General features: G+C 59.3%; 19 protein-coding genes and 1 pseudogene. 7 read left to right on the top strand and 13 right to left on the bottom strand.

Annotated elements, in window-relative coordinates:
- Nucleotides 1-315: 315 nt before the first annotated feature.
- A pseudogene (gene tnpB / locus AC2FNB_RS12645) lies at nt 316-453 on the bottom strand (IS66 family insertion sequence element accessory protein TnpB); the annotation flags it as partial.
- Nucleotides 454-577: 124 nt separating this feature from the next.
- Between tnpB and AC2FNB_RS12640 the strand changes: the two are divergent.
- Both AC2FNB_RS12640 and AC2FNB_RS12635 read left to right on the top strand, forming a co-directional pair.
- Nucleotides 578-1,108, top strand: coding sequence for an ORF6N domain-containing protein (locus AC2FNB_RS12640; protein WP_496746777.1), 531 nt, complete (start codon nt 578-580; stop codon nt 1,106-1,108).
- Between the two features lie 63 nt (nt 1,109-1,171).
- On the top strand, nt 1,172-1,960 hold the full coding sequence (locus tag AC2FNB_RS12635; RefSeq protein WP_496746774.1) for a formate/nitrite transporter family protein: 789 nt from the start codon (nt 1,172-1,174) through the stop codon (nt 1,958-1,960).
- A gap of 27 nt (nt 1,961-1,987) precedes the next feature.
- Here the strand turns inward: AC2FNB_RS12635 and AC2FNB_RS12630 are convergent, their stop codons facing one another.
- Complete coding sequence (locus tag AC2FNB_RS12630) at nt 1,988-2,422, bottom strand: excalibur calcium-binding domain-containing protein (protein WP_496746772.1); 435 nt, start codon at nt 2,420-2,422, stop codon at nt 1,988-1,990.
- 34 nt (nt 2,423-2,456) lie between these two features.
- Between AC2FNB_RS12630 and AC2FNB_RS12625 the strand changes: the two genes are divergently transcribed.
- Entirely contained in the window at nt 2,457-2,939 is a 483-nt protein-coding gene (locus tag AC2FNB_RS12625) for a HugZ family pyridoxamine 5'-phosphate oxidase (RefSeq protein WP_496746769.1), read from the top strand.
- 117 nt (nt 2,940-3,056) lie between these two features.
- The gene (locus AC2FNB_RS12620; RefSeq protein WP_480750210.1) at nt 3,057-3,527 is read left to right on the top strand and encodes an aminoacyl-tRNA deacylase; all 471 of its coding nucleotides are present in this window, start codon (nt 3,057-3,059) and stop codon (nt 3,525-3,527) included.
- 47 nt (nt 3,528-3,574) lie between these two features.
- Here AC2FNB_RS12620 and AC2FNB_RS12615 read toward each other — a convergent pair whose 3' ends face one another.
- Both AC2FNB_RS12615 and AC2FNB_RS12610 read right to left on the bottom strand, forming a co-directional pair.
- Entirely contained in the window at nt 3,575-3,982 is a 408-nt protein-coding gene (locus AC2FNB_RS12615; protein ID WP_480750211.1) for a universal stress protein, read from the bottom strand.
- A gap of 72 nt (nt 3,983-4,054) precedes the next feature.
- Nucleotides 4,055-4,375 carry an antibiotic biosynthesis monooxygenase family protein gene (locus AC2FNB_RS12610; protein WP_480750212.1) on the bottom strand — a complete coding sequence of 107 codons (321 nt, stop codon included), beginning with the start codon at nt 4,373-4,375 and terminating at the stop codon, nt 4,055-4,057.
- 230 nt (nt 4,376-4,605) lie between these two features.
- Between AC2FNB_RS12610 and AC2FNB_RS12605 the strand changes: the two genes are divergently transcribed.
- Both AC2FNB_RS12605 and AC2FNB_RS12600 read left to right on the top strand, forming a co-directional pair.
- Nucleotides 4,606-6,345, top strand: coding sequence for an adenylate/guanylate cyclase domain-containing protein (locus tag AC2FNB_RS12605; RefSeq protein ID WP_496746762.1), 1,740 nt, complete (start codon nt 4,606-4,608; stop codon nt 6,343-6,345).
- Nucleotides 6,346-6,451: 106 nt separating this feature from the next.
- Entirely contained in the window at nt 6,452-7,117 is a 666-nt protein-coding gene (locus tag AC2FNB_RS12600) for a hypothetical protein (protein WP_480750214.1), read from the top strand.
- Between the two features lie 35 nt (nt 7,118-7,152).
- Here AC2FNB_RS12600 and AC2FNB_RS12595 read toward each other — a convergent pair whose 3' ends face one another.
- The 5 genes from AC2FNB_RS12595 to AC2FNB_RS12575 form a co-directional block, all read right to left on the bottom strand.
- Entirely contained in the window at nt 7,153-9,438 is a 2,286-nt protein-coding gene (locus tag AC2FNB_RS12595) for a glycosyl hydrolase family 28-related protein (RefSeq protein WP_496746760.1), read from the bottom strand.
- Between the two features lie 140 nt (nt 9,439-9,578).
- Nucleotides 9,579-9,980: a DUF4864 domain-containing protein gene (locus AC2FNB_RS12590; RefSeq protein WP_480750216.1), complete on the bottom strand. Its 402-nt coding sequence runs from the start codon at nt 9,978-9,980 to the stop codon at nt 9,579-9,581.
- Between the two features lie 49 nt (nt 9,981-10,029).
- Nucleotides 10,030-11,604 carry a lysine--tRNA ligase gene (locus AC2FNB_RS12585; RefSeq protein ID WP_480750217.1) on the bottom strand — a complete coding sequence of 525 codons (1,575 nt, stop codon included), beginning with the start codon at nt 11,602-11,604 and terminating at the stop codon, nt 10,030-10,032.
- Between the two features lie 132 nt (nt 11,605-11,736).
- On the bottom strand, nt 11,737-11,961 hold the full coding sequence (locus tag AC2FNB_RS12580; RefSeq protein WP_480750218.1) for a hypothetical protein: 225 nt from the start codon (nt 11,959-11,961) through the stop codon (nt 11,737-11,739).
- Nucleotides 11,962-11,968: 7 nt separating this feature from the next.
- Entirely contained in the window at nt 11,969-13,345 is a 1,377-nt protein-coding gene (locus tag AC2FNB_RS12575) for a S8 family peptidase (RefSeq protein ID WP_480750219.1), read from the bottom strand.
- A gap of 143 nt (nt 13,346-13,488) precedes the next feature.
- On the opposite strand from AC2FNB_RS12575, the gene AC2FNB_RS12570 reads away from it, so the two are divergent.
- Nucleotides 13,489-13,911 carry a tellurite resistance TerB family protein gene (locus AC2FNB_RS12570; protein ID WP_480750220.1) on the top strand — a complete coding sequence of 141 codons (423 nt, stop codon included), beginning with the start codon at nt 13,489-13,491 and terminating at the stop codon, nt 13,909-13,911.
- 6 nt (nt 13,912-13,917) lie between these two features.
- On the opposite strand, the gene dacB is transcribed toward AC2FNB_RS12570, so the two are convergent.
- The 4 genes from dacB to AC2FNB_RS12550 all read right to left on the bottom strand — a co-directional run bounded on the left by dacB (nt 13,918) and on the right by AC2FNB_RS12550 (nt 18,435).
- Complete coding sequence (dacB, locus tag AC2FNB_RS12565) at nt 13,918-15,396, bottom strand: D-alanyl-D-alanine carboxypeptidase/D-alanyl-D-alanine endopeptidase (RefSeq protein ID WP_496746750.1); 1,479 nt, start codon at nt 15,394-15,396, stop codon at nt 13,918-13,920.
- Nucleotides 15,397-15,627: 231 nt separating this feature from the next.
- Entirely contained in the window at nt 15,628-16,743 is a 1,116-nt protein-coding gene (locus tag AC2FNB_RS12560) for an NAD(P)/FAD-dependent oxidoreductase (protein ID WP_496746749.1), read from the bottom strand.
- Nucleotides 16,740-18,137: an FAD/NAD(P)-dependent oxidoreductase gene (locus AC2FNB_RS12555; protein WP_480750223.1), complete on the bottom strand. Its 1,398-nt coding sequence runs from the start codon at nt 18,135-18,137 to the stop codon at nt 16,740-16,742. The genes AC2FNB_RS12560 and AC2FNB_RS12555 overlap by 4 nt, the downstream gene beginning before the upstream one ends.
- Entirely contained in the window at nt 18,124-18,435 is a 312-nt protein-coding gene (locus AC2FNB_RS12550; RefSeq protein ID WP_496746745.1) for a (2Fe-2S)-binding protein, read from the bottom strand. Before AC2FNB_RS12550 ends, AC2FNB_RS12555 begins: the two co-directional genes overlap by 14 nt.
- Nucleotides 18,436-18,452 lie beyond the last annotated feature (17 nt).

The following is an 18,452-nucleotide window of genomic DNA, read 5'->3' as shown; positions in this document are numbered from 1 at the left end:
ACAAAGTCATCATCACAGCAGTCGCTAGAAAGCTCGTTACAATCGCGAACGCACTCCTAAAATCTCGGCAAAACTGGTCGGCTCAGACCGCCTGAGAAATACAGTTGCTAGCGAGTCGATAGCCCTGCTGATTGCAAGCCTGTTTCACCTTCCCCGCCACGAGATGGCATCCGCAGATTTTCCTAAGCTCTGTGTTGCCACCATGGATGCGTGGCGCGATATCGTTCAACTCGAGGCAGAGTGAGTTGAAACCCACGCGACCTATCCGGTCCGCAATGGCCGCCAAGTCTTCTGCGGCATCCCCAGTCAATGCCTTCAAGAAACATCGAAAGCTGTGCAGGCGTGACGTTGATCTTGCCGTCCTTTGCAGCGGGCCAAAACGAACCGCCCATTCTCAAGGCGTTTGCTGAACAGACACGCACCTTGTTGATCCCACCAGATGATCTTGAGTAGATCGCCTCTTTGCCGCGAAGACCAGCCAGGACGATCCTGATCTTCTCCTCGGCCGAGTAGTGCTTGCGGGTCTTCCTTTTGATACCCCTGACCAGCTTGTCAGCGGCGTCTTTCGATGTTCCGGATGTCTGACGACGAAGTGACAGCGTTGCAATCACGAAATGTGATCTCAAGGCCCGGAGGTCGCGGCGGGCGTCGGGTCAATCCGTGGGTCTATACCGATTATGGCGTGGCGATTGCTTCGGCCCTGTTTCGCGATCCGCGCGCCATAAAAATAACCCGAATGATCACCGAAGCCTTTGTCGACGGTGCCAACGTGCTGGGCGAAGCCCCGCGCAGCCTGCCGGAAATCCTGCCCCCTGAAACCGCACCCGCGCCGCTTTTACCGAACGGCGACCAGTTGCGCGCGCTGGCCGAAAATATTCCTGATTCCGGTCAGCAGAGCCTTGTCGACTACATTGCCAACCCCACCACCAAGCGCAAGCAGGCGGTTGCGGCGATCATGAAGACACTGGCCGAGACCGCCGGTGAGGAAGTGCGGACCCAGCACGAGCGCCTGCGCCTGCACATTGCAGAACGCCTTGCCATCGGCGGTTATTCCGATGGCCAGGACCGCAAACGCCTGCTTGACCTGCTGCACGCGATGAAGGGCTGACTGGGCCGACGCACCTTGATCCCGATCAATACGCTTACGCGGCGATCCGGTCATGCTGCGCCCATGACACAAGCAAACCCCACCGGCCTTGACGCCTATAAGCCTGCCGAAATCGCCCGGCTGGTCGAAACCGCCGGAGTGACCAAGGCGCGCCTTGCCACCGGCCAGACCCTGACACTGGCCCTGCTGGCCGGGGCCTTCATCGGCTTTGGCGGTGCAGCCTATACCATGGTGATGACCGGCGTGGATGCCGGGTTTGGCCCGGCCCGATTTCTGGGCGGCGTGGTATTTTCGCTGGGCCTGATCCTTGTAGTGGTGGGGGGGGCTGAGTTGTTCACCGGCAACGCACTGATGACCATGGCGGCAGTTGACAGGCGGATCACCCTGCGCGCGCTCATGCGCAACTGGGGGGTGGTCTATGCCGGTAATCTTGCGGGCGCTGCCGGGCTGGCCGTGGCCTTTGCGCTGACCGGCCTGCTGGACGGCCCGATGGGCGAGACGGCCCAGGCCATCGCCCGGGGTAAGGCGACGCTGTCGCCGGTCGAAGCCTTCGCCCGCGGCGCGCTTTGCAACGCGCTGGTCTGTCTGGCCGTCTGGCTGACTTTCGCCGCGCGTACAGCGGCGGGCAAGATTCTTGCGATCCTCTGGCCAATTGCGGGTTTCGTTCTGCTCGGCCTCGAACACTCGGTCGCCAACATGTACCTGCTACCGCAGGGCGCACTGGCGGGAGAAGGGATCGGTTGGGCGGCTGCGTTCAGCAACCTGTTCTGGGTCACACTTGGCAACATCGCCGGCGGCGCGGGCGGAGTGGCGCTGGCCTATCGGTTTGCCTATCGCCCAGCAGAGGCGTAGCCTGCTCAGCCAACAAAGTCTCGACGTTCAGGGGCGCACGAATTTTGCGCCGCCGACTGTCCGTTCTTTTACCTGCCGCACTGGTGCTTTGGCAGCCGACGCGGTTGAGGTTCCAGCCGCCACCGGGCGAGGCTCGTCACAGGCCACCCCGTCCCCATCCGGATCATTGCGCGTGTGATATCCCACCATCCCGCGATAGCTGGGGGCCACACCCACGGCCCTCGCTGCGTCACAGCCTGCCAGTGCTACGATATGCAACAGGGCTTCGTCCGGTTCATAGGGGCTGGTACGCATGTAGACCCCAAACGAGATACAGGCGATCGTAATCGGCAGCGCCAGGATCATGGTCAGAATGCGCACCGGCGAAAGCGCCTTTCTGCGCAACGCCTCGGCCCGCCGGTGGCGCTGGCGGGACCGGGGGGTTGGGATAATCTCTTCGCTCGACATTGCCTCTTGTGCCATGAATGCTGAGATAAAATTCGATTATGGCATCACGATGACCCGCACCGACCTCTTTCAGCCCGCCGATGACACCGCCCGCACACTGGCCCGTGACCTTGTACAGGGTGCAACCCACGCGGCCCTGGCAGTGCTGCAGCCGGATACCGCCCTACCCTCGGTCACCCGCGTCGCGCTTGCCACAAGCGGCTGCGGGCAACCGATTTCGTTGATCTCGTCCCTCTCTGGCCACACGCAGGCGCTTGACGCCAACCCCGCCTGTGCCCTTCTGATCGGGGAACCTGGCCCCAAGGGCGACCCGCTGACCCATCCACGTCTGACGCTGCATTGCACGGCGGCGCTGATCCCACGCGGCACTTTGGAACATGACCGCATGCGCAGCCGCTACCTGTCGCTGCGCCCCAAGGCCGGGCTTTATGCAGATTTCGCCGATTTCCGCTTTGTCATATTCGATGTGACCGACGGTCTGCTCAACGCCGGATTCGGCAAGGCATACCGCCTGTCCGCATCCGATCTGTAGCGACAGACTTGCCCGACTCGGACGATGGGCGCAGACTGGGCTTCTCGCACACCAAACTCGGCGCCTGGCGCGCCAGATGCGCAAGGCCGGGTTGCCGATGGCTCCATGGAGGACACCATGACCATTGCCACGCGCCTTAAACACCACCTCGAAGCCCGGGGACTGCCGTTTGACATGATCCCGCACCCTTATGCGCCCACGGCCGCCGAATGCGCCGAAGCCGCGCATGTACCAGGCGACCATCTGGCGAAATCCGTCCTGATCCATATGGAGGAAGGACCGATATTGGCCGTCGTTCCGTCAAACCACCATGTTGATCTGACCAACCTGCAAGCCATCCTGTCGCGCCGCATCGGGCTGGCCCCCGAAGAGCAGGTCGAAGAGGTCTTTGACGATTGCGATCTGGGGGCGGCACCGCCCATAGGATCTGCCTATGACGTGCCGACCATCATCGATGACAGCCTGACCGGGCTTGACCGCGTTTGGTTCGAGGCCGGGGACCACAAGACCCTGATCGAAATGAAAGGCAGCGACTTCGACCGCCTGATGAAGGATGCCCAGCACGGCTCTTTCTGCTGCACCCATTGATGACGTGGCAGGCATCCGGCCCCCTGTCGCGGGGCCGGAACCGGCAGTTACCGGACCACATGCACCGCACATTGTGCGTGGCGCACCACATGCGTCGCGGTGGAACCCAGAAAGATGTCCTGCATACCCGGACGGTGCGACGCCAGAATGATCAGATCGGGCTTGTTGGTCTCGGCCCAGTCCAGAATTGTTCGGCCCGAATGCCCCTCGACTACCTCGGCCCGCGCATTTGGCAGCTTGGCGGCCAATGCGTCCAGTTCGCCCTGGATGGCCTTGCGCGCCTCGGTCAGATACTCGGCGGGCATGTACGAGATGGCATAGTCCGGAATGTGTTCGACCACGTGCATCAACGTGATCTTCGCATCCGGGGTGGCCAGTTTCTCGGCCAGCTTCAGCGGGCCCGAGACGTCCCGTTCGGAATCAAAGGAAATCGGAACAAGAATGTTGTGGTACATGGGCTTGCGCCTCCTGTTGAGATAGACTGAGTCTGCGCTTTCCCGGCCGGTCCGGCCTTGATTCAAATCAGGTCACCCAAACGTCTCGGCCACGTCGTACATGACCGGCTCAAAGCTTTTGCACAGTTCGTTGATCTGACGATTTCGCGCCCGCATTTCATCGGTGCGCAGCATGGCCAGAAAATCCTCGCGCCGTTGCCACTGGGAATAGTTGGCGATCCGTGTCTGCGCGTCATTCACATGCAATCCGGCCGCGACGAAGCCAGGTTGCTTCGAGATGAAGTTGGAATAGGCGTCGGTCAGCGCCTCGAGCAGATCCTGACAGGTGCCCGGCGTCATTTCGAACGTGGTGATGACGGTCTGAATGGATGCGTCCTTGGAAATTTTAGGCATCGTGCTCCTCCTCTTTTATCCCAGCCTAGCACAGGTTTTTCGGAATGCTTCCGATTTCTGGCATTAATCCAGTAACTTCTGGGATTGGAAAGGTCTTTTATCTGAACGCGCACCCATGAAAACCGAACTTGCAACAAGCGACCGCACTTCGCCATCAAACGCCCGGCACCCGAAAACACTATGCAAAGTAAATCAAAGACCAGTACCCTTCCAAATCAGGAGGATAGCCGGTGCAAAGAAGGCTCAGCGCGATACTGTCTGCCGATGTCGTTGGGTATTCAAAGATGATGGCCCGCGACGAAGAGGACGCCCTGGTCCGGTTGAAGCTGCATCGCGAAACCGAATTCGACCCGGCCGTCCGCCGTTTCAACGGACACCTCAACAAGCTGACAGGAGACGGCGCGCTGGTCGAGTTCAATTCGGTCGTCGATGCCGTGCGCTGCGCCATTGACATTCAACAACGAATGGCCGCCCAACCGTCACCAATCCGGCTACGTATCGGGATAAATCTTGGCGACGTCATTCTTGACGGCGATGAAATTTATGGTGACGGAATAAACGTGGCTGCGCGCCTCGAAGCTGAAGCCGATATCGGCGGCATCTGCATTTCCTTGGTGGTGCATGACAGCATTGCCAGCAAGATCGACGCCTTTTTCGTGGATCACGGTTTGCGCCAACTCAAGAACCTTACCCGGCCGATCCACATCTTCAAATGGTCCCCTTCTCACATTGCAACTTCGGCACCGGCAATGGCTGCACGCGACAAACCATCGATTGCCGTCATGCCGTTTGTCAACATGAGCGGTGATACTGAGCAGGAATTCTTCAGCGATGGCATATCCGAAGATATAATCACTGGCCTGTCCCGTTTCCGAACACTGTTCGTGATTGCGCGCAACTCGTCGTTCAGCCTCAAGGGCAAGGACCTGACCGCAAGCGAAATCGGCGCACGGCTCGGAGTTCAATACCTTCTCGAAGGCAGCGTACGCCGGGCGGGGAAACGGCTGCGAGTCACTGCTCAGCTGGTCGAGGCCGAAACCGGCAAGCACATCTGGGCCGACAGGTACGACCGCGAACTCGAAGATGTCTTCGACGTACAGGACGAAGTCGCGCGCAGCATCATTGCCGTGCTCCCCGGGCGCGTGCAACATGATGTGGCCGATCGGATATCGTACAAGCCGACGGACAGCATGAAGGCCTATGAGCTTCTTCTGAAAGCAAAAGCGCTGCGCGATGGTCTGAATGCGCAAGACACCGCCAAAGCGCGTCAGTTGCTGGAAAAGGCCGTGGAACTCGACCCCGAATACGCCCGTGTCTACATGTACCTGGCGGATACTTATGTGGTCGACCTGTGGCTTGGTCTGGCCGATGAAGACGCGCCCGGGAAGGCCCTTGAAATTGCCCGAAGGGGCGCCTCGCTGGACAATCGCGACGTCTATATTCAGGATCAGCTCGGTTACGCGTATCTTTGTGCCCGGCTTTGGCAACAAGCGGAAATACAATTCGACAAGACCCTGTCCCAGATCGTCAACGAAGCTGAATCGATGGCGTGGTGCGGATACGGATTTCTGCTTTTGGGACACCATGCGAAGGCGCTTGAAATCGTGACCGAAGCCATGCGGCTCGACCCGCTTCACCCTCCGGCACTCGATTGGATTCTAGGCCAAGTCTATTTCTTTATGGGCCGCTATGACGAGGCGGTAGGCGCCCTTATCGGCGAAGCGCTGCTCAACTCTGTCGGCCGCGCGTTTCTCGTGTCCGCCTATGCACTGTCGGGCAAGCTGGATGAAGCGCACCTGGAACTTCAGGCCTTCGTTCAACACCGCCGCGAAGAATTGAACAGCCGAAACCTCGACTTTGGCAACGCCACCATAGAGACCCTGACCAGCGGATTTCGAAATATGTGGCGCAATCCCGAGGATCTCGATCATTTGATTTCCGGTCTGCGCATGGCAGGCTTGCCGGGCTGATACCTCGAATTCGCCCCCGAAAATTCGTGAAACTTCATCACGCGCGATCTGTGCGTAACCGTCTGTTAACCTAGATTAGCGAAGGATCGCCGCACGAGGACAATTCGTGCGCCAATATCTGATCGCCATAATTCTATGTCTACTGGCCGCGGGACCCGCGCAGGCCGGAGCATGGATGCGCGACAAGGGCGTTGGGTTTTCCTCGATCTCCAGCACCACCCACCTCGAAGACAGCGGTCAGATCGGAAACAAATACTCGATTTATCTGGAATGGGGCCTTCGGGATCGGCTGACCGTCGGCTTCGACGCGCATGAATACCAAGGAATCGCCGGCCATGCGTTGCTGTTTGCCCGAATACCACTGCTGACCTCGGACCGGATGGGGCGCTTTGCCGCCGAGATTGGGATCGGCGCCTATCATAGGCAAACTGAATCGCGCACCATGACCCGGTTAAAACTGTCCTATGGGCGCGAGTTCAGCATCCGGAACGCTTACGGCTGGCTGGCTGTCGACGCCGCTGCTGACTTTCTAAAAGGGCGCAGCACCATCCGAAAGCTCGATATCACGGCGGGTCTGTTTTCGGGTCGGCGCTTCAATCCGCTGCTGCAGATCGAAACCTCGGCAATCAGCGACGCCCCGCTTTATTGGAGCGTGACCCCTTCGATCATGATCCGGCCCCGGAAGTGGACAGCCACGTGGGTTCTGGGGGTCGAGAAGAACTCGGCCACCTCCCGCCCCGGTCTTAAGCTGGCCATTTGGCGCACCTTCTAAGGGAAAGACGGGCGCATTGCGCCCGCCCGCTGGTCCTATGTGTCGATGCGGATCGAGGTCGCTACCGTTCCCTTCAGGGGTTCGGGCCAGACGATGTGTATCCGGTCATTGCCTGAACCCTGCTGTACTCTGACATAAGGTGCAGCATAGCGAACCGCGTTGCCCCCCGTCTGCAACGCGTCCACCGCCAATACGCCGTCGCAACCACGCGCCCAGCCGCCAAAGGCCAGGTCTTGCCCCGGATCAACCACCCAGGTTTGCACTGCCGTGTTCTGAGAATGACGCAACCGCAGGGGATTGGCGCTTTTCGCACTCACCCCGTGGAACATGTTGCCGTCAAAGAAAACGTCCACAAACCGGCTATAGTTCAAATCGGCAAATGTCGTATCCACCCGCTCGGCCCGGTCGATATTGCCATTGATCGAACGGAACTTGTTGCCGGTCACCGTCAGTCCGTTCAGGAAATGCCCGGTTCCATAGGGTCGGATCACGACGTAACTGAACCATGGCGCCACATCGCTCGACAAGAATATGTTGTCGGTGATGCTCATCGAACTGAACGAAAATCCAGAGACGAAATCGGGATTGGGATCATGTTCGTTCGTCCACTCGATGAAACAGTTATCCACATAGTTTTCGGCGATGGTCGAACTGGAATAGGTGCCAATTATGACCAACCCGGCTGTACGGCTGCCATTGGCCACGTCATCACCCTGAAAGAAATGGTTGCCCAGCACCATGTTGTTGTCACCGCCCAGCACCGCAAAATGCTTGAATCGGGTCGCGCGGTTGTGGCGAAGCTTGACGTCGTTGTTGTTGGTATTGAGGGCGATCGAGCTTCGGTCGGGCACATTCAGGCTTTCCTCGGTCGACAGGAACTGGCACCCGTCGATCAGCATCCCCTGACACCCGCCGCCGGTTGAGGTGATACCGCGGTCCAACGGACGGCTGACAAAACAGTTCTTCAGCGAAAACGTGTTGCCCGCAGGCGCGAGCCGAATGGCGCTGCACCGGCCGTTACACTGAAACTCGATATCCTCCATCCCGAATTTCTGCAGCGAACTGAAGCCGCTGAAATCCAGCAGGTACTTGAACTCAACAAAGGTGAAATTTTGTGTGCCGTCTGCATCATACAACGGATTGCTAAGCGTGATTTCCTGCGCGCCAACGTTTTTCGAGCGCACATAGATCTCGCGCCCCACTCCGTTGCCTTTCACCAATGCGCCCACAGGAATGTTGGCTGCGTTCAATACGTTTTTCAGCGTAAATGGGGTGCTCGAACTATAGGTCGCTTGCGAGGTGAAGGTCTGAGTATCCCAGGCCGAGTTGGCCTGAACGTCCAACTGACCGTTCCGAATCACCCGGCGGGTGGCATAACTGGTCCGGTTCGGAACTGCGGCCTGCATGTCGATCGGCTCTGACACCGAAACCTTGCGCCCGCCCATATCCAACGATTCATGATCCGAGTTGTTCAGAAGCGCCTGAAATGCCTTCTTGAAGCCCAGCGTTTCGTCGCCGAATGCGGATATATAGGTCGGCAGGTCGAAATCCTTTGTCAAAAGCAACATCTCACTCGACGGCATCGTCACCGTGCCTTCAAACTCGACGCGCGCATTCATGCTGGTGGTCTGGCCGAGATAGTAGCTGCCTTCGGGTACCAGAACCTGTCGTCCGCCGGCCGCCTGATCGGCCGCTTCGAAGGCGGCAGAGTCGTCGGTTGATCCGTCCCCTCTGGCACCAAAATCACGGACATCGACCAACCCGATCAGATCGCGCAGGAACACGCCAGTGACATCCTCGATCTCGATATCGTCCACCCGCAGAACCGCACCGTTCGGTCCCTCGATATTCAGCCCGAAATGACCGTACAACGCATTTACGCCCCAGGACATGTCGACGCCATCACGAAACCCGGTGCCAACAATGGCGGAAATCTCAACAACATTGCCATACGAGGCAAGCGTTGTCGCCGGTCCTACCTCGATCACACCCGGCACATGCACGTATCCTGCGCCACCAGCCCAACCGGCAATCCGGACCGTGGGCAGCGGCCCGCTTACCGCTTTGACCCGCGCCCTGATCTGCAAGTAGCACCCCGGCAGGATCGGAGTCTGCCCCATGTACCGGATCTTTTGTGGCGAGCTCGTTTTCAGCACTTCCAGACAGCCGCCAAAATCGGCATCCGCCGGCACAAAGGCCGCGCTTCCCGACCCATCATATGTGTCCGACCCGGGCGTGCCATTGCCGCTTGACCAGACATCCAGCCCGTTTTTGAACGCAGGCGGCATGAACTCGATACCGTCGGTGATCGCCTTGTTCATTCGTATCCCTTTCCCAAATGCGCCGCGAACAAACCGCCACGAACGCTTCATTCCCGATTTCGGGTGCCCCCGAATGCGAGAAACCGAAGTATGGGAAAAAGTTTAAACCGGACTGGCACCACCGTGACGGTGCCGTTGCATCACGCCGCCGGATCGCTCGGACCAAGGAGTTGCACGCCGTTGATTTTCCACGCATCACCCTGCCGGATCATCTGGTAATCCAGCAGATGCACATGCCCGTTGTCATCAACGATCATGACTTTCTGCCACAAATCACCACCGACCTCACGCAACTCAAGGAACCTCACATCCGCAGGCCGCCAAACCATCGGATAGCCGTTGCGCACCATCGCGCCGAATTCGTCGGGCGTCCGAAACAGGTTCTGAATGCCCGGGCTCGCAAAGGTGAATGCGGTGGTGAAATCATCCACCAGAAAGGCGTCGATCTGGGCGCGGATATTGGCCTCGATCTCGGTGCTTTGCGCTTGGGTCGACACACTCATCCAAACCCAGACCGGCAATGCCAAAAGAATGTGGCGCATGGGGCTACCCTCCTGACCGGAGGATAGCCCCATGTCCCTGTTCGTCAAATCAGACCAGTTCGCCCGCCAGCGCCCGATCGATCAGCGCGATGGTTTCGGGCACGCCGTAAAGCGCGACAAACCCGCCAAAACGCGGCCCTTGCGACGCCCCCAGAAGCACTTCGTAAAGCGCGATGAACCAGTCGCGCATCGGATCAAACCGCTCACGCCCGATGGAATACACCACAGATTGCAGCGCCTCGTCCTCGATCGGCCCGTCATAAACCTCCAGCTCGGCCTTGAGCGCCTCCAGCGCCTCGCGCTCCTGTTCTGTCGGCGCGCGAAATTGGCGAGTCGGTTTGACGAAATCGTTGAAATACCGCACGGCGAACCCGGCGGCCTGATCCAGGTCGGGATGGCTCTCGGCGCTGGCCTCGGGCGCGTAACGGCGGATGAAACCCCACAGCGTGTCCTTGTCCTCGGCCGCCGAGACCGAGGCCAGGTTCAGCAGCATCGCAAACGGAACAATCAGCGTCGACTCGGGAACACGGCCACCGTGGATATGCCACACCGGATTATTCAATTGCGCCTTCAGGTCCTGTCCCGGATAGGCCCTGAGTTGCTGGTGATACTCATCATAGGCTTTCGGTATCACATCGAAATGCATCCGTTTGGCGGTCTTGGGCTTTTGGTACATGAAATAGGCAAGACTTTCGGTCGGCGCATAGTTCAGCCATTCGTCGATCGACACCCCGTTGCCCGACGATTTCGAAATCTTCTGGCCATTCTCATCCAAGAACAACTCATACGTGAAATGTTCGGGTGCGCGTTCTCCCAGTACCCGGCAAATGCCGTCATAGATTGGCGTGTTGGTGGAATGATCTTTTCCGTACATTTCGAAATCGACGCCCAGCGCCGCCCAGCGCGCACCAAAGTCCGGTTTCCACTGCAGCTTGACGTTGCCGCCAGTGACCGGAAGCGTCCATTCCTTGCCATCTTCGTCGTCGAAAGTGATAGTGCCGTCCTTGGCATTCACCTCCTTCATTGGCACGTATAGAACCCGTCCTGTATCGGGATGGATCGGCAGAAAGATCGAATAGGTCTGCTGACGCTCTTCGCGCAGCGACTTGAGCATGATCTTCATGACCTCGTCGTAACGCTCGGCCGCTCGCAGCAGGATAGCGTCGAACTGGCCCGACTTGTAGAAATCCGTCGCGCTGATGAACTCATACTCGAACCCGAACGTATCCAGAAACCGCCGCAGCATCGCGTTGTTGTGATGGCCAAAGCTCTCATGCGTGCCGAACGGATCCGGCACAGCGGTCAGCGGCTTCTGCAGATGCTCCTTCAGCATTTCCTGATTGGGGACATTACCCGGCACCTTGCGCATACCGTCCATATCGTCCGAGAAACAGATCAGCTTGGTGGGAATTTCACTGATCTCTTCGAAGGCACGGCGGATCATCGTCGTGCGTGCCACCTCGCCAAAAGTGCCAATATGCGGCAGGCCCGAGGGGCCATAGCCGGTCTCGAACAGGACATACCCCTTCTCCGGAGGAGCTTTCTGATAGCGTTTTAGCACCTGGCGCGCTTCTTCAAAGGGCCAGGCCTTGGACGCAAGGGCGGTATCGCGCAGTTCAGACATTTCGCTTCTTTCTCCATCGGAAAACGGGACCCGCCGCACCGCGCGACCGGCCCGCTTCTCCTATTGTGCTGGTGCAGCAAGAGTCAATCGTCGGGCGGCATCAACCCAGCTCAAACAAGGGATTATTGCACCCTAACGGTATGCTGTCGGTTCGGAATGCGGATATACGCCTCTGACGCCAGGCAAGGCGGTCAATTTCGAGGCCACGACACCCGACGCACTGATTTCGAAAACCCTCTCGGATTCCCCCAACGGTATGGCCGTGACATCCGGATTAACCGACGCCCCCGCCTCGCGCAGGCGCTGGCGGACTTCCTCGTCCGTTTCGGATCCGCAATATGTTACCAACCAATCCATCCGGGCCTCAGCCTACCAACGGTACCCGCGTCCGCATAGAGCTTAGCGCCGCTGCCGCGTTGATCACACCGGTGCCGTGATCGGCATTCCAGCCACGCCCGCCGCCGAGGCTGGTGGCCGATTCCATCAGCAGGAATTTCAACTCGGCCGGGGTCAGTCCGGGATTGGCCGACAACAGCGCCGCACCGACACCCGCCGCAACCGGTGTTGCCGCCGACGTTCCGTTGTCAAACGGCGTTCCACCAGCCCCCGCCGGGCGCCCTGATCCGAAGTTGCCGAAGAAATGCGAATAACTGGCGATATCCGGCTTTTGCGGCTCGAACATGCCCGGCCCCTGGCTGGAATACCCGATCCGCTCGTGCCTGCTGTTGACGGCGGCGACGGTAATGACTTCGGCCAGACTGTTGGATGCATGTATCGACACGCCCGGCCCGACACCCGAGGAATGGCAATTGCCGCTTGGGCAATTCTGCCCGCAATTTCCCGCCGCAAAGAAACAGGCCACGCCTGCCGACACCACCTCGCGCACCTTGCGGTGCACCGGGTGATTGATGTCGTGCACTTCGTGATTGGGAAAATGCGCCGGGTTCGGCACGCCGGTAAACCCGTAAGAGTTGTTGGTGATCTGCGGCGTTCCATCATTATTCCACTGATCCAGAACCGCCTGGAACATCTGCAACGCACCACCCGAGTTTGGAACACCGAGGAACGGATAGTCATAGATCCGCGCCGCCGGCGCCGCCACCAGAACATCCGCTGCGCACATCGAGCCATGACTGCTGATCGCCGCCGCGCCGGGTTGCAATCCGGCCCCGGGGCGGGCAAATCCTCCGACAACCGGATACTCATCTCCGTTCACACCCTCGTCGATGATGCCGACGATGATGTTCTGCCCACGAAAACCGCTGCTCCACAACGTGTCTGTCCCCAGCAGGTCGCGCAAAACGGCAATTTCCACCGCGCTGCGGAAAGGCCGGCAATCCACACCACTGTCCGAGCGCGCCTCGTCAATCGCCTCCCGCGCGGAATATAGCGTCAGTTGCGAATTGGGCCAGATCTTAACGTTCGGATTTCCCTGCAACTCGCTCAGACGCTCCCGGCTCATCTGCGCAGGCAGCACCACCGTCCGACTTGTCGGCGCCAGTTCCCTGTGGGTCGGTTGCACGGACTCCACGAAATCGGCGCTTACTGCCTCGTCGATGCGCGAAAACATCGGCACCGGCGTGAACCCTTCCTCAAACTCGATTCCGGCGCCGCCGATATCTGCCAAAAGCTCAGCCGCCTGCCGCTCCGCCTCGTTGGGTGCATCCATTGCCGCACCGTGCATTTCCAAGGCGTCCGGACGCTCCGAGGCGATTTCCAATAACACATTCACACCAGTCATGACTTACCTCCAAATTTCCTGAAAAAAACACTTCGATAATACACCAAAAACGTGTTCTTCGAAATATCGGCGCGCAAGAGTTGAATAGCATCGGCGCTCTCCGTATCTTGCGCTGAAACCAAGGATTTCAGCAGGACGACACCATGACCGAGCAAGCCCCCCACCCGATGACCCCGCAGGACTGCCTTGTGGCGATCATGGTCGCGGTGTCCGCCTCCGACGAAAACATCCGCACTGCCGAGCTGGTCAAGATCCAAACCGCCGTAAACATGCTGCCGATCTTTGCCGAATACGATATCGACCGCATGCAGCGGGTTTCGCAAACCGTGTTCGACCTATTCGAACAAGAGGACGGGCTGGATGCGCTGTTCGGCCTGATCCGCGACAACCTGCCGGAACGGCTGAATGAAACCGCCTATGCCCTGGCCTGTGACGTGGCCGCCGCCGACGGCACGTTGGCGGAAACCGAACTGCGCCTGCTCGAAGAAATACGGTACGAGCTCAATATCGACCGCTTGCATGCCGCCGCCATCGAACGCGGCGCGCGGGCGCGGCATCTGGTCTGAGCGCGCTCAACTACCGTAAAGGTTGCCCCACCGCTCCAGCAAGGCTTGTTGCAACTTTCTCGACTGCCGGTTCCATGACCGCGCGCCCGGCGGACGCTCCCGATCCTCACGGCGGATCTGCGCCCGCCGCGCGATGTCGGCGGTGAAAATGGCAAATGCCAGTTCAGTGCCGCCCGCAGTTGTCACGAACCCCCCCAGACCAGACACGAAATTCAGCGTGCCTGTCTTGGCATCGACCCTGACGGGATGCCCCTTGATTGGGCGTCCCTTGCTGTCCTTCAGGGCGAACTGCTTGAGCAAGGGCCGCAACAGATTGCTTTTGCGCGCAGCCACAAGGGCCCGCACCAGATCTCCCGGCGCCATGCGAGAAGCGCCTCCCAAACCGGAGTGATCCACCATCTGCGTCCGGAAGGCGCCGTATTTCCCGATTGCCCACTGGTTCATCTCTGACGCAGAATCCTGCAGGTCACCGGGCGTAACGCCCCGCGCCACCGTGGCAGCCATCCCTACCATCTCGGCGGTCAGGTTGTTCGAGTATTTAAGCATTCCCCGCAAGATTTTTTGCAGTGGCGCACTCTGATGCGTGGCCAGAACTGTACCCTCGGGCACGGTACGGACAACTTCCGCCCGGCCCAGAACAAGTCCGTTGACCCGCGCCAATGTCTGAAACACTTCGCCCGCATACAATGCCGGCTTGCGCACCGGCAGCCACCGCGCGCCACCTTTGCCCAGAGCGCCCTTGGCCACCGTCCAGTTGTCGACCCGCACGCCGGGTTCATAGGTGTAAACGGGCAGGTTCCGATCGGCGACGGACATCTTTGCCATTTCCACGCGCGGCCGGTAATTGGCGGTGCGGGCATCCATGGTCACGTCATAGCTTTTGGCGCCACGTTTCCACTCGAAATGCACGCGGTTAAAGTTCAGCGCGATGCCGCTCACCGCCGGGCTGTATCCGACATGATCGGGCTGTTCCGGATCAATGGTATGCACAAAGGGCAACGCGCCGTCATATACCCTGAAAGCCCCGCGCACTTCCCGCAGCCCGGCCTCCCGCAAGTTCACCGCCAGGTTTGCAAGCGCCTCAGTGTCCAGCAAGGGGTCTCCGCCGCCAACTAGAATCAGATCCCCCTTGAGGATGCCGTTTTCCATCGGCCCGTCCGCGATCAGCCGTGTCTCGAACCGATGCTCCGCCCCCAACACGTCCAGCGCGTAAAGCGCGGTCAATGCCTTGGCCACACTCGCCGGCGGCAGTCCGTTGCCTGCGCCCACTGCTTCCAGATGTCTGCCGGTTTTCACATCGGCCACGGCAAAGACCACATCCCCAGGCAACCCAGCCGCTCGGATGATCCGCTCGGACTCACTCACCACACCTGTTCGCACCTGCGGCCTGAGAGATGCTTCCGGAGCCTTTGCCCACCCGGCAACCGGACTCAGCGCCGCCCCCAAACCGGTCAGAAATGCACGACGAGAAATCTGATCAAACATGTCTCAATTGAATCGCAGAGTTAGCCGCCAGACAAGAAGCCCCATACAGATTTTCTCGCGCTCGGGTAAATTTGTCGACAGGTTTCTAAGGGGCGCCACTCATTTTTCGTTTGCGACGGCATTGTATGGTTGTGACAGAATGATGTTGTTATTCAGCACGTCGGCATGACTATCGCGTGGCTTTAGCACCGCCATGATCGCGTGGCGCAAGATGCAGAATTCGAAACCACCTCACAAGACCTTTCGGTCAAAACGGTCGATTCGGAAAGCATCGAGCGGAAACTCCGATTTGCCTGTCTGAACCAGATCCGACATGACCTTGCCGATCACGGGACCCAGCTGAAATCCATGGGCCGAAAACCCAAAGGCGTGGAACGCGCGATCAGCATTCACCGCAGCTCCAATTACCGGCAAGTTATCTGGCATATACGCTTCCAACCCAGCCCACATGCGGTTGATCGCGGCGCGGCGCATGATCGGAAAGAACTCCGCCGTGGTTCGGGCAGCCTCGGCCAGTTTGGAATAATCTAGACGAGTGCGGTTTGCAGAACGGTCGGCAAACCCCTTAGCCCCACCCCCGATCAGGACGGTGCCGTTTTCAAACTGTTTGAAACTCAACTGTCTACTGACCGCCCCAACAACCGGCTTGGCGAATTGCGGCATACGCGCCGTGATCATCAGCATCGGCGCGGCATGGCTAAGCGGAACGTTGTCGCCAATCATCAAAGCGATACGGTCGGCCCATGCTCCGGCACAATTGACGACAGTATCGGCTTCGAATCGAATGGTTGACCCTTGCGCCAGCCAGACGTCACCGACACGACGCAAGCCAAGCAATTCTTCTTCTTCGACAAATCGGACACCAAGGTGTTCCGCGCGCAAACGGAAAGCGCTGGTCGCCTTGTAAGGGATGGCGTAACCGTCAAAATCTGACGTCGCCCCTCCGACACAATCCGGGTTTACGTTCGGCAAACGATCCATCAACTCCTGGCGGGAAATGATCCGCTCGTGTCTAAAACCCGCTGCGCGCATTTTGTCTTCACGAATGCGAAGCTTGGTCATGTCGGCGTCGTCCGCCGCAATGTTGATCAGGCCCTGGCGGCGAAACCCGGTGTCATGGCCAAGTTCCTCATCCAATGTCTGCCACATCATCATCGAGGCTATGGACAGCGGCACTTCGGCCATGTCGCGACCCAATAGCCGGACACCGCCCGCATTCACGCCAGATGCATGCCGACCGACATAGTCCTTTTCAACGACGATGACAGACACGCCGGAACGGGCAAGATGAAAAGCGGTAGCGCACCCCTGAATGCCACCCCCAACAATCAGAACATCCGCTTTCATTTGCTGCCCTTCGCCTGAAGAGTGCCAAAATGGCTGAGTTCGTCGAGGGTCAGCAAACGCAGCGGGCTGCGCAAACGATAGTAACCCACGTCTTCCGGTGGCGCCCCGCGCCATTCTGCCAGCAGCCCCGCCACGGTATGACCGCATTGACGGCCCTGGCACGGCCCCATCCCGCATCGAGTTAATGATTTCAAGGCATTGGGGTCACGCGCGCCCAGATCAAACCCCGCCCGGAGTTGGGCGAGGCTTTGCTCTTCGCACCGACAGACAAGTGTGTCCGGGTCCTGTGGCAGGCGCAACGCGTTCGACGGGCGATAAAGCTTGTCAATGAAGGCACGGAAGGGGCGCAGTACGGCCAACGCGGCCAGATCCGGAGCTGCCGCGCGGTCTCTTTGCGGCTCCGACAACAGACCCAACCGGCACAGGATGTTGAGCGCCGCCAGACGACCCGCCAGACGCGCGCCGTCGGCGCCAATGATGCCCGCGCCGTCGCCTGCAACGGAAACATGTGGCACCGAACTTTGGCCAAAGGCATCTGTATCGACCTGCCAACAAAGCTGGTCGGAATTCCAGCGATGTTTCAATCCCATCGCGAGGGTTATGTTCAGGTTCGGCTGCACTCCGTGGTGCAGAAAAACGGTGCCGGCGGCAATCTCGCGGCTACCTCCTCCGCTGGAGAAACGCAGGCCCGATGCCCGCTGATCACCCAGTACGCAAAGATCACGCGCACCGCGAAATGTTCGGATACCGCTACGCCGTATCTCGCGCAGCAGCCCAATCCCCTTTTGCAGCATTGGAAAGCTGCGCAAGGCCCGAGGCAAACGTGGAAGTGCCTCAAGGAAATGATCGCGTGGCGTGGTATCGACCAATGCCACCACCGGCACACCAAGCCGCAGATATTGCGCGACGATCAGATAAAGTAGCGGGCCGGAACCCGCGAAGATTGCGCCATTGGCCACCATTGCATCCGATTTCAGCATCACCTGTGCAGCACCTGCGGTCATTACACCTGGCAGGGTCCATCCGGGAATTGGCATCGGTCGTTCCATCGCTCCGGGGCAAAGCAACATCTCGCGGCAATTCAGTTCCTTGGTTTTGCCTTCTTGTGAAAACAGAATTCGACCGTCATCGCCCGCGTGCCAGACATCCGCCCTCGCGCAATAAGTGACGGAACTGCGCTCGAACGCGGCGACAAGGCCAGCCCCGTCAGTATAGTCCGCGCCCAACAGGCTTGCTTCCGGTAACGGGCTATCGGCGACGGACCGATAGATCTGACCGCCAGGCCGCGATGCGCGATCTAAAACAGCAACATTGGCACCGCTTTCCGCCAGTCGAATGGCTGCTGCCATGCCAGCAGGACCAGCACCGATGATCGCGCAATCAAACGCCCGCATCGCCGACCTCGGACTCTTCGGTAATATTTTGCGTTGTCACCACCATCCCCTCGGCCACCTGCCGCAAGCAGGCCTGCTGATTGGGAAGACCGTCAATTTCGACCATGCATTCAAAACACACACCCATGGCGCAATAGGCGCTGCGCATTTCACCGGACAATGCGGCATGCCGTGTCACGGTCTGACCATCCAGAGCCATGGCCGACCAGACCGACTGTCCCGGCACGGCCTCGACCTCACGCCCGTTCACAACAATTCGGACCCGTACGCCATCGGGCTGACACAGCGACTGAAACATGGGAGGCTCCGTTTTAT

The sequence above is a fragment of the Ruegeria sp. BHSB058 genome, from assembly GCF_059613285.1.
Note: the sequence above shows the minus strand (reverse complement) of the source record. Positions and strands in the feature narration are given on the sequence as shown.

Excerpts from the sequence above, each read along its gene's own strand:
- AC2FNB_RS12640 (WP_496746777.1), top strand. The coding sequence starts at position 578 with ATGTCTGACGACGAAGTGACAGCGTTGCAATCACGAAATGTGATCTCA.
- AC2FNB_RS12635 (WP_496746774.1), top strand. The coding sequence starts at position 1,172 with ATGACACAAGCAAACCCCACCGGCCTTGACGCCTATAAGCCTGCCGAA.
- AC2FNB_RS12630 (WP_496746772.1), bottom strand. The coding sequence starts at position 2,422 with ATGGCACAAGAGGCAATGTCGAGCGAAGAGATTATCCCAACCCCCCGG.
- AC2FNB_RS12625 (WP_496746769.1), top strand. The coding sequence starts at position 2,457 with ATGACCCGCACCGACCTCTTTCAGCCCGCCGATGACACCGCCCGCACA.
- AC2FNB_RS12620 (WP_480750210.1), top strand. The coding sequence starts at position 3,057 with ATGACCATTGCCACGCGCCTTAAACACCACCTCGAAGCCCGGGGACTG.
- AC2FNB_RS12615 (WP_480750211.1), bottom strand. The coding sequence starts at position 3,982 with ATGTACCACAACATTCTTGTTCCGATTTCCTTTGATTCCGAACGGGAC.
- AC2FNB_RS12610 (WP_480750212.1), bottom strand. The coding sequence starts at position 4,375 with ATGCCTAAAATTTCCAAGGACGCATCCATTCAGACCGTCATCACCACG.
- AC2FNB_RS12595 (WP_496746760.1), bottom strand. The coding sequence starts at position 9,438 with ATGAACAAGGCGATCACCGACGGTATCGAGTTCATGCCGCCTGCGTTC.
- AC2FNB_RS12590 (WP_480750216.1), bottom strand. The coding sequence starts at position 9,980 with ATGCGCCACATTCTTTTGGCATTGCCGGTCTGGGTTTGGATGAGTGTG.
- AC2FNB_RS12585 (WP_480750217.1), bottom strand. The coding sequence starts at position 11,604 with ATGTCTGAACTGCGCGATACCGCCCTTGCGTCCAAGGCCTGGCCCTTT.
- AC2FNB_RS12580 (WP_480750218.1), bottom strand. The coding sequence starts at position 11,961 with ATGGATTGGTTGGTAACATATTGCGGATCCGAAACGGACGAGGAAGTC.
- AC2FNB_RS12575 (WP_480750219.1), bottom strand. The coding sequence starts at position 13,345 with ATGACTGGTGTGAATGTGTTATTGGAAATCGCCTCGGAGCGTCCGGAC.
- AC2FNB_RS12570 (WP_480750220.1), top strand. The coding sequence starts at position 13,489 with ATGACCGAGCAAGCCCCCCACCCGATGACCCCGCAGGACTGCCTTGTG.
- dacB (WP_496746750.1), bottom strand. The coding sequence starts at position 15,396 with ATGTTTGATCAGATTTCTCGTCGTGCATTTCTGACCGGTTTGGGGGCG.
- AC2FNB_RS12560 (WP_496746749.1), bottom strand. The coding sequence starts at position 16,743 with ATGAAAGCGGATGTTCTGATTGTTGGGGGTGGCATTCAGGGGTGCGCT.
- AC2FNB_RS12555 (WP_480750223.1), bottom strand. The coding sequence starts at position 18,137 with ATGCGGGCGTTTGATTGCGCGATCATCGGTGCTGGTCCTGCTGGCATG.
- AC2FNB_RS12550 (WP_496746745.1), bottom strand. The coding sequence starts at position 18,435 with ATGTTTCAGTCGCTGTGTCAGCCCGATGGCGTACGGGTCCGAATTGTT.